General features: G+C 65.7%; 8 protein-coding genes. 2 read left to right on the top strand and 6 right to left on the bottom strand.

Annotated features, from left to right (window positions below; genetic code table 11):
• Positions 1 to 151 precede the first annotated feature (151 nt).
• Positions 152 to 1,195, top strand: a complete 1,044-nt coding sequence (locus tag ACO055_RS07905) for a rod shape-determining protein (protein ID WP_422062041.1) — start codon at positions 152 to 154, stop codon at positions 1,193 to 1,195.
• 147 nt (positions 1,196 to 1,342) lie between these two features.
• On the opposite strand, the gene ACO055_RS07900 is transcribed toward ACO055_RS07905, so the two are convergent.
• Positions 1,343 to 4,345 (bottom strand): TonB-dependent receptor plug domain-containing protein, encoded by a 3,003-nt coding sequence (locus ACO055_RS07900; protein ID WP_422062040.1) that lies wholly within the window; start codon positions 4,343 to 4,345, stop codon positions 1,343 to 1,345.
• Positions 4,346 to 4,739: 394 nt separating this feature from the next.
• Between ACO055_RS07900 and ACO055_RS07895 the strand changes: the two genes are divergently transcribed.
• On the top strand, positions 4,740 to 7,136 hold the full coding sequence (locus tag ACO055_RS07895) for a penicillin acylase family protein (protein WP_422062039.1): 2,397 nt from the start codon (positions 4,740 to 4,742) through the stop codon (positions 7,134 to 7,136).
• Here ACO055_RS07895 and dacB read toward each other — a convergent pair.
• From dacB to dgcA, 5 genes are read right to left on the bottom strand one after another with little or no spacing between them, the layout of a single operon-like run.
• Positions 7,117 to 8,598, bottom strand: coding sequence for a D-alanyl-D-alanine carboxypeptidase/D-alanyl-D-alanine endopeptidase (gene dacB, locus ACO055_RS07890; RefSeq protein WP_422062038.1), 1,482 nt, complete (start codon positions 8,596 to 8,598; stop codon positions 7,117 to 7,119). The genes ACO055_RS07895 and dacB overlap by 20 nt on opposite strands.
• On the bottom strand, positions 8,595 to 9,623 hold the full coding sequence (locus ACO055_RS07885; protein ID WP_422062037.1) for a serine hydrolase domain-containing protein: 1,029 nt from the start codon (positions 9,621 to 9,623) through the stop codon (positions 8,595 to 8,597). The genes dacB and ACO055_RS07885 overlap by 4 nt, the downstream gene beginning before the upstream one ends.
• The gene (locus ACO055_RS07880) at positions 9,620 to 11,128 is read right to left on the bottom strand and encodes a permease (RefSeq protein ID WP_422062036.1); all 1,509 of its coding nucleotides are present in this window, start codon (positions 11,126 to 11,128) and stop codon (positions 9,620 to 9,622) included. Before ACO055_RS07880 ends, ACO055_RS07885 begins: the two co-directional genes overlap by 4 nt.
• Positions 11,125 to 12,363 carry a dicarboxylate/amino acid:cation symporter gene (locus tag ACO055_RS07875; RefSeq protein ID WP_422062035.1) on the bottom strand — a complete coding sequence of 413 codons (1,239 nt, stop codon included), beginning with the start codon at positions 12,361 to 12,363 and terminating at the stop codon, positions 11,125 to 11,127. Before ACO055_RS07875 ends, ACO055_RS07880 begins: the two co-directional genes overlap by 4 nt.
• A gap of 22 nt (positions 12,364 to 12,385) precedes the next feature.
• Positions 12,386 to 13,378 carry an N-acetyl-D-Glu racemase DgcA gene (gene dgcA, locus ACO055_RS07870; RefSeq protein WP_422062034.1) on the bottom strand — a complete coding sequence of 331 codons (993 nt, stop codon included), beginning with the start codon at positions 13,376 to 13,378 and terminating at the stop codon, positions 12,386 to 12,388.
• Between the last annotated feature and the right edge of the window lie 5 nt (positions 13,379 to 13,383).

Below are 13,383 nucleotides of genomic sequence, written 5' to 3'. Positions count from 1 at the left end.
GGGCGAGCGCGCGAATCCAACGGGCTGGCCCAAGCCGCGTGACGCGCCTGTCGGCCATGCACATGCCGGATCGAACAGCCGGAGACGGCGGGGAACCGGGGGGCGAGCCGCAATCTCTGGCATCATTTACATCAAGGTGCCGCCCCCGCTTATGAACATTTTCCGTCGCTTTGCTGCTGCCAGCACGCACGACATTGCCATCGATCTGGGGACCGTCAACACGGTCATCTATGTTCGCGGCGAAGGCATCGTGCTCAACGAACCGTCGGTGATCGCGCTCGAAACGCGCAATGGGGTCCGCCACGTCAAGGTGGTCGGCAATGACGCGAAGCTGATGATGGGCAAGACCCCCGCGAATATCGAGGCCGTACGGCCGCTGCGCGACGGCGTGATCGCCGACATTGAAGTCGCCGAGCAGATGATCAAGCATTTCATCGCCAAGGCGCTTGGCGGCCCGAGCGTGCTGCGGCGGCGCAGCAATGTCATCGTCTGCGTTCCGTCCGCGTCGACGATCGTCGAGCGGCGCGCGATCCGCGACGCCGCGTCGAATGCCGGCGCATCTCTCGTGCAGCTGATAGAGGAGCCGCTTGCTGCTGCGATTGGCGCCGGCCTTCCCGTCACGGAACCGCGCGGCGCCATGGTGGTCGACATCGGCGGCGGTACGACCGAGGTCGCTGTGCTGTCGCTCGGCGGCATTGCCTACAGCAATTCCACCCGCGTCGGCGGGGACAAGATGGACGACATGATCGCGTCGCACATTCGGCGAAAGCATAATATGATGATCGGCGAAATGACCGCCGAGCGCGTCAAACTCACCATTGGTGCGGCGGTCCCGCCCGAAGGCGACGGCCTTGTCATGGCCGTAAAGGGCCGCGATCTGGTCAATGGCCGCCCGTCGGAAATCAGCGTCACCGAAGCCGAAATCGCCGAGGCGCTCTCAGAGCCCGTGTCGCAGATCATCAGCGCAGTGCGTGCCGCGCTGGAGCAGACCGCTCCCGAACTTTCGGCCGACATCATAGACGAAGGCATTACGCTGACCGGCGGCGGTGCCTTGCTGACCCGGATGGATCAGGCGATCGCAGAAGCGACGGGGCTCCCGGTAAAAGTCGCCGACAACGCGCTCATCTGCGTCGCGATGGGCGCGGGGCAGGCCTTTGAAGAAGCTGTTTATCGCAATGTGCTGATGGCGGCGTGACGGGGTGCCGTAAGGCGCGACACCCCAATCCGAACATCATAGCGAAGCGGCAAGTCGATGTTCCAACATCGAGACGCCCGCTCTCGCCATGCCAAGATCGGGCGTCCCGAGGGTTGGGCCTTTGCCGTCCCCATTGTTTCTTTGGCGTCAATTCAACTTGAAACGGACGCCGACGCGGAACTGGCGGCCTAGAAGGTCCGAATAGGTGCTGTTCGCGGCGAGCCCGGTTTCCGGCAACAGCAGGGGGTTGGCGTCGAATAGGTTGGTGATGTTGAAGAAGACCTCCGCTTCCGACGCGCTTTCGAAGCGGATTTTCTGCGTCAGGTTGAGGTCGACGTAGAACAGCCCTTTGACATGATTATTGTCATAAGTGGGAAACTGGCTGGTCGAGGTGGGGCACCCGGCCGAGCATTCGATCGCATTCGCCAGATATTTGCCCGCGCTCACGCCGCGACCGGTCACCGTGCCCGAGAAACTCGGCGTCGAGTAATTGAGGTTGGCGCGGAAGATCCATTTCGGCGTGCTGGCCTGACCGCCGTTCGCACCCACCGTGTTGACCGGAACCGTTCCCACAATACCCGTATTCGAGAGATTCTCGATATAGCGCGTCGCGGTGCCCTTCAGCGTGATCGCGCTGGTTTCACCCACCGGCAGGCGATAGGCGGCGTCGAAGTCGATGCCGCGAACCAGCTTGCTGACGAAGTTGAAGGGTTGGGTGCGGATCAGCTTATAGGGGACCGTCGGCGTCGAGCGAACCGGATCGTCCGTGATCGCGTCGCAATATTCCTGGCGACCTTCGAAGCAGCGATTGACCGTTTCCTGGGCGCTGAGCGAGTCGATCGCGCCTTCGAGATCGATGCGGAAATAGTCGACCGACGCTGTGAAGCCGGGCAGGAAGCGCGGCGTGACCACTGCGCCGATATTCCACGAGTCCGCCTTTTCAGGCCGCAGGTTCGGGTTGCCCGTCGTCAGCCCCGAATAGGGGAAGAATTGCGGCCCGTTCGCCAGGTCCGGCGTGAAGGCCGGGTTGCGGACCGAATCGCTGTTCGCCGTCCCCGCCTGGAACAGCTCGTTCAGGTTTGGCGCGCGGATGTCGCGCGACCGCGTCACGCGGAACCGGATGTCCTCGATCGGCGCCCAGGTCGCACCCAGTTTCCAGGTGGTGACATACCCCGAGTTCGAATAGTCGGTGGCGCGCACTGCACCGTTGAATTCGAGACCAAAGCCCAGCGGGACCACGGTTTCGAGATAGGCTTCCTTCACATTATATTTGCCCTTGAACGGCAGATAGTTGCCAACCGACCACAGGTTGGACGTCGTGCCGTTGGGGTTGATGACCGGTTGGAACTCGGTCGGCACGGTGCCGCGGATCTTCTCTTCGCGATACTCGCCGCCGATCGCGACGCTGACGTCGCCGGCCCAGGTCGCGAACGGAGTGATGGCAAGATTGGCGCCGGTGACGAATTGTTCCAACACCTGCTTGCGGTACGGATCGCCGAGAACATAGTCGATCGCGGCCGGATTGGCGACGCCGAGGCCGAGGCGATTGAGCGGGACGCAGTTCGGGTCGTTGTTGGTCGTACTCGCGTCGACGTTGATCAGGCACTGGATCGATCCGACGGCGTAACCACCGGCGTTGCCGGCAGGCGCAAAGGCGGCATTCGTCGCGGCTGCCATCCGCGACACATGCATGATGTTGCGCAGCTGCTCGCGCAGGTCCGACCGGCCATACTGACCATAGACATCCCAGCGCGCCGATTTGCCGAATGCGTCGAATTCGCCCTGTGCGCCGACGACATAGCGCTGCACCTGGCGCTTGTTGTTGATGCCGCGGAACGGGAGGTCGGCCGCTGTCGTCGTGATGCTGACCTGGGTGACGCCCGCAAGTCGCGCCGCGCCGAGCGTTTGCAGCGCGAAGGCGTTGCAGGTGATCGGAACCGGGACCGTCGTACAACCCGTTGTATTGAGATTGGCCGAACCGAGGTTGGGGCCTGCGTTGAAGAAGACTTCCTGCTTGTTGAAGGAACCCTCTGCGAAAATCTCGACGTTATCGGAGATTTCATAGCTCAGGCGACCATAGCCGCCCCAGCGATCGTCGCGAGGATTGAGGCCGATGCGGCGGCCCGAATCGTTGACGCGCCAGTCTCCGCCCACGGTGCGCGTGACGGCGGCAGCGCCGCCCAGCGCCGGCGAGTTGAACGACCCATATTGGAAAGGAATGACCTGGCCGTTTTCGCCGAAGTACAGACCCCGCAGCGCGTTGGCGACGGTGCCGACGGACCCGGTAATGAAGCCGCCCGGCGCCTGGTTCGTTTGACCGGCCTGGCTGCGGAAGGTGATGAACGCCGGCTGGCCGTTGGTCGCGGTATAGGCGGGGTTGGCAAAGGACAGATAGCCTTTGTGGTTCCACGGCCGATCGTTCGGATCGACGGAGTAAATCCCGTCCTGATGCGCGACTTCGAGGTTGAAGAGCGCATGGCCGCGGCCGTCGGCGAAAGACGCGCCGCCGGCGATGCTGCCCGAATAATTGAAGCCGTCGCCCTTGTCGGTGATGCCGACATCGCCGGTGATACGCACTCCGGTCATCTTCTTGTCGAGGATGAAGTTGACCACGCCGGTGACGGCGTCGGAACCATAAGCGGACGAGGCGCCGCCGGTGACGACCTCGACGCGCTCGACCAGCGCTTGCGGAATGGTGTTGATATCGACCCAGCCGAAGATCGTCGAACCGACGGAACGGCGGCCATCGACCAGGATCAGCACGCGGCCTTCACCGAGGTTGCGCAGGTTGAGCGCGTTGATGCCCGCCGAACCGTTGGAAATGTTGAGGCGCGAGTTGCCGGGCTTGGTCGAGCCGGCGAGTTGCGGCAACTGGTTGACGAAGTCGGCAATATTGTTCGTCGGCGACGTGTTCTGGATCTCGTCGCGTGTCAACACGACCAGCGGGGTTGGCGCCTTGAACCCGTCGCGGACAACGCGCGAGCCGGTTACGACGATCTGGTCGCCAGGTTCCGCTGCCTCGGACGTCGCCGACGCGGCGGCTTCCTGCGCGTATACGGGCGCTCCGTGCACCAGCGCCAGCGCAGTCATCGCCGTGCCGAAGGCGGTCTTGCGGCCCAGCGGGCGGCGAACTCGTCCAAAATCACGCATTCTAATGGTCCCCTATTTGCCCAAGGGTTGCACCGCACGCGGCGCGTTGCGACCTTTGGTTGCCCTGTTGTTCCGCCTGAACCGTTTGGCGGATGCCTTGCCCCGCCTTTTTATATTTTATGATTATTCTTCTTAGCTATCCCGGCTATCAGCCAGGCAATCGCCGCAGAAAGCCGATTTCATTACAGCGAAGTTACAGGGTGGCCACAGCCGGTCAACTGCTTCGCCGCTAACCTTCCGATATGGACATATAGCCTGAGGGAATAGCCTTCGCCGGGCACAGGCAATGCAGATAGCTTGCAGCTATAGGCGGAGACCTGCTTGTTATGGCGTAGCCGCACCTTGCCGCGATAGGATGCGCCTTCGCGAGCTTATTCACGATCGGGAGGCGATATTGATCCGGCGCCGTGCGTTCCTGCTGTCTTCCGCTGCTTTGGTCGCGATGCCGGGAAACCTTTTTGCGAAAACCAGAGTCAAGGGCAACGCGCACAGCGTCAGCCTGTCAGGCGCGCGCGCGCCGATCGAGGTGATCGAGGATGAACTGGGCGTACCCCATGTCCGCGCCGCCTCGTTGCATGACGCTTTCTTCGGGCAGGGCTATCTGGTCGCGCGCGACAGGCTGTTCCAGATCGACATGGAGCATCGCCGCGACCTGGGGCGGATGGCCGAAGCCTTTGGCCCGCGCTTTATCGCAGCCGACCGGGCGGCGCGGCTGTTCCTGTATCGCGGCGATGTCCAGGCCGAACTCGAAGCGCTCCCTCCCGACGTGCTCGAATGCGCGCGCGGCTATGTCGCGGGCGTCAACGCGCGGATCGACGAACTGACGGTCGATCCGTCAGGCTTGCCGCTGGAATATGGCATATTGGGAATTGCGCCGCTGCGCTGGGACGTCGACGACCTCGTCCGGAACCGCGGATTCAGCATGGGTGACGCCGATGACGAGGTGCGCCGCGCGCAGCTTCAGGCGCGGGGGCTGATCGAAGCCGATCTGTTGATGGCGCCGCTTCGCCCCGCCTGGTCCTTCGCCGTTCCCGAAGGGCTCGATTGCGCCGCAGTGACCGAGGCCGACCTCGGGATATTGGATCCCGCGAACCGGCCCACGCCCTTTGACCCCGCCCAGGAGGCGCAGCTCGACCCCGACCAGCGCCGCAGCGACCGTTTTGCGCTGGGCAGCAACGCGTGGACCGTCGCGGCATCGCGCAGCGCGACCGGTCGGCCGATCCTGGCCAATGATCCGCATCTCGGCATCGGCCGCACCAGCCCGCGCCACATGGTTCATCTGTCGGCCCCGGGCCTCGATGTCATCGGCGCCGGGGCCCCGGGACTGCCTGGAATTATGCAGGGCCACACCGATCGCTTCGCCTTTGGCCGCACGAATTTCCATATCGACCAGACCGACCTGTTCATCCTGCGCACGCAGAAGGGCGATCCCGGGAAATATTGGCACCAGGGGACGTGGAAAGCCTTCGAGACGGTCGAAGAGGACATAGCGGTCAAGGGCGCGCCCGCCGAGCGCGTGAAACTCAGCTACGCCGCGGGCCGACCGATCATATCGCACGACGCCGCGCGCGAACGCGCCGTCGCCTTTGCCACGGCCAGCCTGCTGCCCGGCGGCAATATGCGGTTCGCCATGATCGCGATCAACCTGGCGAAGGACTGGGCATCGCTGCGGCAGGCGTTCAAGCTGCATGTGTCGCCGACCAATTTCCATTATGCCGATATCGACGGCAACACGGGCTGGCAGGCGATCGGCTATGTCCCGCGGCGGCCGAAGCATGACGGGCTGTTCCCCGCGCCCGGCGACGGCGACTTCGACTGGACGGGCATCCTGCCGGTCGAGGATATGCCGCATGTCTATAACCCGGCCGAGGGCTGGTTCGCGTCGGCGAACCAGATGAACCTTCCCGGTGGCTATCCCTATCGCGAGCGGATCATCAGCTTCAGCTGGAGCGACCCCTTTCGCTATGATCGCGTCGCCGAAGTGCTGCGCGCCCAGCCCAAGCACCGGATCGCCGACAGCGTCGCGCTTCAGCACGACGTGCAATCGCTGCCGGCGCGCGCGCTGATCAAACTCCTGCCGGCGCATCCGTCGGCGGCGGCGGCGAACGCGGCCGCGCTGCTGCGGCGATGGGATTGCGGGATCGAGGCCGACAGCGCCGCCGCGTTGCTTTATGAAATGGTGATGCTGGCGCTGTCGGCGGATTTTCGCGAGCGGATCGTGCCTGCGGGGGCGAAGGACCTGATCGCATCGGTCAACCTCTTCGAAATGCTGCGCATATTGGCGTCACCCGACAAGCGATTGGGCGAAGACCCTGCGACAGCACGCGACGCGCTGATCGACGGGGCGCTGGCCGCGGGATGGAGCCGCGCCGTCGTCCTGGGCGGCCCCGACCCTGCGGCCTGGAAATGGGGCGACCTGCACCGTGTGACGATCGCGCATCCGCTGGCGTCGAATCCGGCGATCGCGGCAGCTTTCCCGAAGATCGAGGGCGGACGGTCGGGCGGCGACGGGACGACGCCGATGGCGCGCGGTTTCAACGCCCGGCGCGGTTTCAACGTGACGCATGGTGCGAGCTATTTGTTCGTCGCCGACGTCGGCGCGTGGGACAACAGCCGCTTTCTGTTGCTGCCGGGGCAGTCCGCCGACCCGCGCTCACCGCGCTATCGCAACTTCTATCCGCTGTGGCTGGCGGGAACGATGCAGCCGCTGTGGTTCAGCAAGGCAGCGGTCGACCGCCATGCTGCGGGGCGCATCGTGCTGACGCCCGCCGCTACAGCGCCTCGGCGATAGCGACCAGCGCGCGGTCGACCGCGGCGGTCGCCTGGTCGTCGGTGCCGTCGGGCATGTCGTTGGCCAGGACCGAGAAGACCAGCGTCCTGCCGCTGCGCGTCGTGAGATAGCCCGACAGCGCGCGCGACGCGTTGAGCGATCCGGTCTTGGCGAAAAGCTTGCCCTCGAGCAGCGTTCCTTTGAACCGCTTCTGCAACGTGCCGTCGCGCCCGGCGATCGGCAGCGTCTCGCGCCAGGCGATGCCCCAGGGCTGGCGCGCGATCCAGCTGAGCAGGCGAACGGCCCCGCGCGGCGAGATGCGGTTATAGCTCGACATGCCCGAGCCATCGGCGAAGTAATAGCCGGTGGCGGGCAGCCCCGCCTCGGTCATGACCTTTCGCATCACGGCCTGCCCGTCGGCGATCGACCCGCTGCCGCCCTGCCGCGCCACGCGCCGCAACATCAGCTCGGTATGGAGATTCTGGCTCTCCTTGTTGATCCGGATCATATTCGCGGCGAGCGAGGGGGCAGGAAGCTCGGCAAGCATCGCGGGTTCGGCGGGCAGAAGGGCAGGCGCGCCCTTGCGGTTTACGGGATCGTCGGCGGCCGTCAGCGGCCGATGGTGGACGTCGATGGTGCCGCTGACGCGCACGCCGCGCGCGCGCAGCAATTCGCCGAAGCGCCAGGCGGCATAATGCGCCGGATCGTCGATGCCATAGCGCAGCGTCAGCGGCGCCGTCGCGGCGCCGATCGTCCCGGTCAGGCGCAGCGTCAAGCTGTTCGGCATCCGGAACGCGTCGATATCCTCGGCAGCGCCCGCAACGGTGGTGACGAGATTTTCGATCGTGAAATAACCCGATGCCTCGACGCTTGCGCCCGCGCCGATCGCGCCGGGCCGCACCTTGATGACGAGTTCATTGTCGTCGAGCGTCAGCGCCGAGACGCCGGTGCCATAGCGCGAGGGAATATTGTTCCAGCTCATCCCGGGACTCCAGCGCTCGTCGGGGAACCAGCTGTCGTCGCCGACGATGTTGCGCACCCTTTGCGTCTTTCCGGCGACCGCGTCGGCCAGCCCCTGCAGGCAATCGACCTTGCAATCGTCCGCGCTCGACAGCAGCGCATCGCCGCGGCCGTGCAGCACGACGTCGACCGCGCCGCCGCCGTTATTCTCGAGCCGCACGCCCGTTCCCTTTGCGGTCTGCTGAAGCAGCGGCAGTTCGGCGTAAGCGATGGCGGTCGTGAACATCTTGGTATTCGATGCCGGGATGAAGCGCTGGTCGGGCGCGATCGCCACGAGAACCTCGCCGTCGAGCGTCGTCACCAGCACGCCAAAGCGTGCGCCGGCTGGTCCTTCGGCGAGCTTTTGCTCGACCGTCGTCAGCAGCGGAGCCGTATCCGGACTGGCAACCGTCTGGGCCCTTGCCGTCGTCAGCGTGAAGGATAGCGCCAGGGCAAGCGCGAGTTTCTGGACCGATGCCGTCATAGTCTCTCCCATTCGTCCCAAGCCGTCATGATCCGTTCGCCCACTGCGGGGCGCAGAGCCGCGATGCCGCTGTCGGCGTGCCGGGTCGGATGGACCCGGTTGGTGAGCAAGGTCCATGCGACGCCGCGCTCGAAGTCGATCCAGAGCCCGGTGCCGGTAAAGCCGGTATGCCCGATGGTGTCGGCCGAGCAGGCGTCGCCGCCGTGCCACCCCGGAAAGGCGCGTTCCCAGCCGCAGGTGCGGTGGTGGTCGTTCGCCGCGCGGACTTCGGCGAGCATCGCAGGCGCCAGCATCGTGCCGTCGAGCATGGCCCGCGCAAACCCGAGGACGCCGTCGACGGTTCCGAACAGCCCGGCATGCCCTGCCGCGCCGCTCAGCGCAAAGGCGTTCTCGTCGTGCACCGCGCCCTTCATCACGCGCCCGCGCCAGCTGCAATATTCGGTGGCGACGGCCGGGCCGGGGGGCGGGCCAAAGCCCAGGCCTTCGCCGAGCGGCCAGTCGGAAAGCCGGGCTCCCGTGATCCGTTCGATCGCGATGCCGAGCAGGATGAAATTGATGTCCGAATAGACGGGCGGTCCATGACGCCATTCGCGCTGCAACACGAAAGCGCGCAGTCGCTCTGGGTCGTCGCCATAGGTATAGATGGGCTCGACCGCGGGCAGGAAACTCTGATGCATCAGGCAGTCGCGAAAGGTCAGCCGGCGCTCGGCGGCGCCTGCGACGTCATATTGGCGCAGGTCCGGAATCGCGTCGGTCAGCGGCCGGTCGAGGCCGAGGCGTCCCTGATCGGCGAGTTTCAGGATGATGGTCGTCGTCGCGATCACCTTGCTGAGCGATGCAAGGTCGAACCAGTGGCCGCGCGTCAGGGCTTCGCGATCGGGAACCCGTGCGGCCATGCCGGCGAGGCGCACGGCGCTCTGCCCGTCGGCGGACACCATGCCGAGCGCGGCGCCGGGGATACGCCCGCGCTCGACCGCTTCCAGCGCGGGGGCAAAGCCCTGGTCGCAGGCCGCCGCGATCGTCATGCCGGCGCGCGCCCCTTCACGCGCACGATGATCGGCAGCAGGAAGATCGCCGCGAAGCTCAGCGCCCCCGACAACAGGAAGAAACCGTCATAGCCGATCTGCGTCTGCATCGACCCTGACGCCCCCGCCAGCAGGCGCGGCAGCAGGAAAGCGAACCCCGAGAGCAGCGCATATTGCGCCCCCGGATATTTCGGGCTGACCAGCATCGAAAGATAGACGACGAAGACCGCACCCGCATAGCCATTGCCGAACTGGTCGACCGCGACCGAGGTATAGAGGACGAAGGCCGAGGGCTCGCTGTGCCACAGCCAGACATAGATCCAGTTGCCCGCCGCCGCGGTCACCGCGCCGATCCCGAGCGTCCAGCCGAGCGATAGCCGCGTCGACAGATACCCGCCTAGCGCGACGCCGAGCATGCTTGCCGACAGCGCGACGACGCCGTCGGCGATGCCAATCTGATGCAGGCTGTATCCCCTGTCGTTCCACAGCGGATGCGAGAGCGTGAGGGTGAGCACGTCGCCCATCCGATAGAGCGAGACGAAGGCCAGAACCGCAAGGACGGGGGTACCGTAACGCCAGAACAATTCGACATAGGGCGCGGCGAAGGTCGACATGTTCGAGAAGGAATCGGCGGGCAGGCGGCGGATGCGCGGCAGAGCGAGCGCAAGGGCCACGAAGGGGAGCAACGCGATCCCGAGGACGACCGGCGTGACGTTGGTCTTGGCCGAAATGCCAGCGGCCTGCGCCGCCAGGAGTAGCGCCCAGCCGAGCGCGGCCGCGACGAGCGCGGCAACCAGGATAACGAACAAGCTCGTCATGATCCCCCCGGCCAGCGCCTGCGTCCGGCCGCTGGTGCCTTCGCGTTCGGGGCGCATCGCCGCGAGGATGGGGAAGGGCAGGAAGGCGGCGACGGCGATCACCAGATAGGCCCATGTCCAGTCGGACCAGGCCGCAACCAAGATCGCGCCGCTGCCCGCGGCGACCATGGCGCTGCGATAGCCCCACAGGTTCGCCGCGACGATCGGCGCCTGCTCGGTCTGCGTGGGTGCCAATTCGATGCGCCAGCCGTCGGCGGCGACTTCCAGCGTCGTCGTCCAGAAGGCGAGGAGGAGCGCGAACAGCGCGGTCAGCGGCAGGCTCTTGTCGCTGGAGGTGAAGGCCATCGCGACCATCGAGAAAAAGATGCCGAGCTGCGACAGCATGATCCACCCGCGCCTTCGCCCCCAGAAGCGCGCAAAGCCGGGGATGTCGTATCGCTCGATCAGCGGCGCCCATGCGAATTTGAAGGTCGGCAGCAGCGCGATCCAAGCGAAAAAGCCGATGATGACGATGTCGACGCCATGCCGCGAGAGGCGCAGCGCCAGCACCGCATTGAACATGTAGAATGGCAGCCCGGCCGAAAAGCCCAGCAGCAGATAGAGGCCGAACAGGCGCCGCGCCGATGGCCTGGCGGGCGTTTCCGCCACGAGCGCGCTTGCCGCCGCGTTCACTGCCGTCGCGGTCACGCCTCTTCCTCCGGCTCGATCGCCTTTTCCCAGCGCGCCACGACCGTGGTGACGGTCAGGTTGGCACTTGCGCTCGCCACCGTCCGGGTCATGTCGAGCAGCCGGTCGAATGGCAGGACAAAGCCGACAACCAGCGCGGTCTGTTCGGGTGAAACCCCGACGGCAGAAAGCACGGCGGCGAGCATGAACAATGAGGCCGACGGGATTGGCGCGGTACCGAAGGCCGCGAGCGCGCCGGTGAGCAGGACGATCGCGAGCATCGACAGGTCGGGCTCGACGCCGACCGCCTGCAACGCGAAGATGCTGAGCAGGCCGACATACATCGCGGTGCCGTCCTTGCCGATGCTTGCGCCGATCGGCAGCACGGTCTTGGCAACCCCCGGCGCGATGCGCAGGTCCTCGAGCGCAATCCGCAATGCGACGGGCAGGGTGGCGGCCGAGGATGCGGTCGAGAAAGCGACGGCCAGCGCATCGACGATCGTGCGGTAGAAGCGGAGGATCGGCCGCCGTGCGACGAAGGCGATCAACGGCAGGTGGACGAGCACGATCTGGAGGATCACGCCTGCGGCCACGCCGACGGCCAGCCAGCCGATATTGGCGAACACGGCGACGCCGTTATCGGCGACCGCCTTCGCGATCAGGGCGAGGACGCCGAAGGGGGTGATTTCCATGACGATGCGCACCAACTGGAACAGCACCTGCCCCGCCGACTGCAGAAGCGTCGCCACCGGGCGCCCCTGCTCGCCCGCCAGGATGACCCCGAAGCCCAGAAGCATCGAAAAGAAGATGATCGCCAGCATGTCGCCCTCGACCAGCGCCTGGACGATATTGACCGGCACGATTCCCATCAACTGGTCGTGCAGCGACTTGGCCTCGCCCAGCGCATAAGGGACCGCACTCCCCAACGCCGCGCCCTTTCCGGGCTCGACGATCAGGCCGACGACGATGCCGATCGACACGGCGCAGAAGGTGGTCGCGGCGAACAGCCCGACCGTGCGTGCGCCGACCGAACCCAGCTTGCGCGGATCGGCGAGCGCGGTGACGCCCGACGCGATGCTGATGAAGACGATGGGAACGACGAGCATCCGGATCAGCCGGACGAACAATTCGCCGACAAAGGCGATCGCCGATGTCGCGGCGGGCCAGGCGAGACCCAGCAGCACGCCGATGATCATCGCGCCCAATACGCGTTGCCACAACGGCACTGCGAACCAGCCGCGAAGAAACCCGATCATCCGCCCCCCTGCTTTGATGGTATCAAATTCCGCCCCAGAAACCGGGCCGTGGCGGCGACATGACGCCGTTCGTCGCGCTGACCCCGCCCGCGCGATCCTCTGCAAGCCAGAGCGGTCCGTCAAGGTCGGCGAAGCTGCTCTGCGCCGCAATCGCCCAAGCCGGCGCGATCGACAGCGACGAACAGATCATGCAGCCCGTCATCACGCCGAGACCGCGCTCGCGCGCCGCCTGTGCCAGATCCAGCGCGGCGGTCAGGCCGCCCGATTTGTCGAGTTTGATGTTCACGACACCGTAGCCATCGGGGAGGGCGCCGAGGTCGGCCGCGACATGCACCGACTCATCGGCGGCAATGGGAATCGCCGAACGGAACCCGGCGAGGTCGCCATCGGCATCGGCGGGCAGCGGCTGTTCAAGCAGGTTGATATGCAAATCGGTCATCAGTCCCTGCAGGCCGCGTATCTCGTCGATGGTCCAGCTTTCGTTCGGATCGACGATCATCCTTGGGCGCGGCGCTGCGGAGCGGACGGCTTTGAGTTGCGCCGCGGGGTCGTTCCGGTCGACCTTGACCTTCAGCAGCGGCGCGTTGGCGAGCGCCGCGGCCGCAAGCGCCATTCGATCGGGCGTGTCGAGGCTGATGGTCATCGCAGTGACGATCGGGCGGAGCGGCTGTTCGAGGCCGAACGCCGCAGCGAAATTGCCGCCCGCAAGCCGTAATTCCAGATCCCAAAGCGCGCAGTCGATCGCGTTGCGCGCCGCACCGGCGGGCATCAACGCCAGCAGTTCCTGCCGGCTTACGCCGCGTTCGATCGCGTCGCGCGTCGCCTCGATCGCGAGCATCGTGCTTTCGGCATTTTCGCCATAGCGGGGATAGGGAACGCATTCCCCGCGTCCGGTGACGCCATCCTGCACGATGGCCACGGTCACGACCTGCGCCGCGGTCTTGACCCCGCGCGATATGCGAAAGGGCGTATGGAGCGGCAGGATCTCGCCGACGACGGTCAGGGTGCGGCGCATGACAG

Source organism: Sphingopyxis sp., from assembly GCF_965227415.1.
Lineage (GTDB): Bacteria > Pseudomonadota > Alphaproteobacteria > Sphingomonadales > Sphingomonadaceae > Sphingopyxis.
The sequence above is the reverse complement of the archived record's forward strand: the minus strand, read 5'-3'. Positions and strand labels throughout refer to the sequence as shown.

Bases quoted from the DNA above. Each gene is read 5' to 3' on its own strand.
- dacB (WP_422062038.1), bottom strand. From the start codon at position 8,598: ATGACGGCATCGGTCCAGAAACTCGCGCTTGCCCTGGCGCTATCCTTC.
- ACO055_RS07885 (WP_422062037.1), bottom strand. From the start codon at position 9,623: ATGACGATCGCGGCGGCCTGCGACCAGGGCTTTGCCCCCGCGCTGGAA.
- ACO055_RS07900 (WP_422062040.1), bottom strand. From the start codon at position 4,345: ATGCGTGATTTTGGACGAGTTCGCCGCCCGCTGGGCCGCAAGACCGCC.
- dgcA (WP_422062034.1), bottom strand. From the start codon at position 13,378: ATGCGCCGCACCCTGACCGTCGTCGGCGAGATCCTGCCGCTCCATACG.
- ACO055_RS07905 (WP_422062041.1), top strand. From the start codon at position 152: ATGAACATTTTCCGTCGCTTTGCTGCTGCCAGCACGCACGACATTGCC.
- ACO055_RS07875 (WP_422062035.1), bottom strand. From the start codon at position 12,363: ATGATCGGGTTTCTTCGCGGCTGGTTCGCAGTGCCGTTGTGGCAACGC.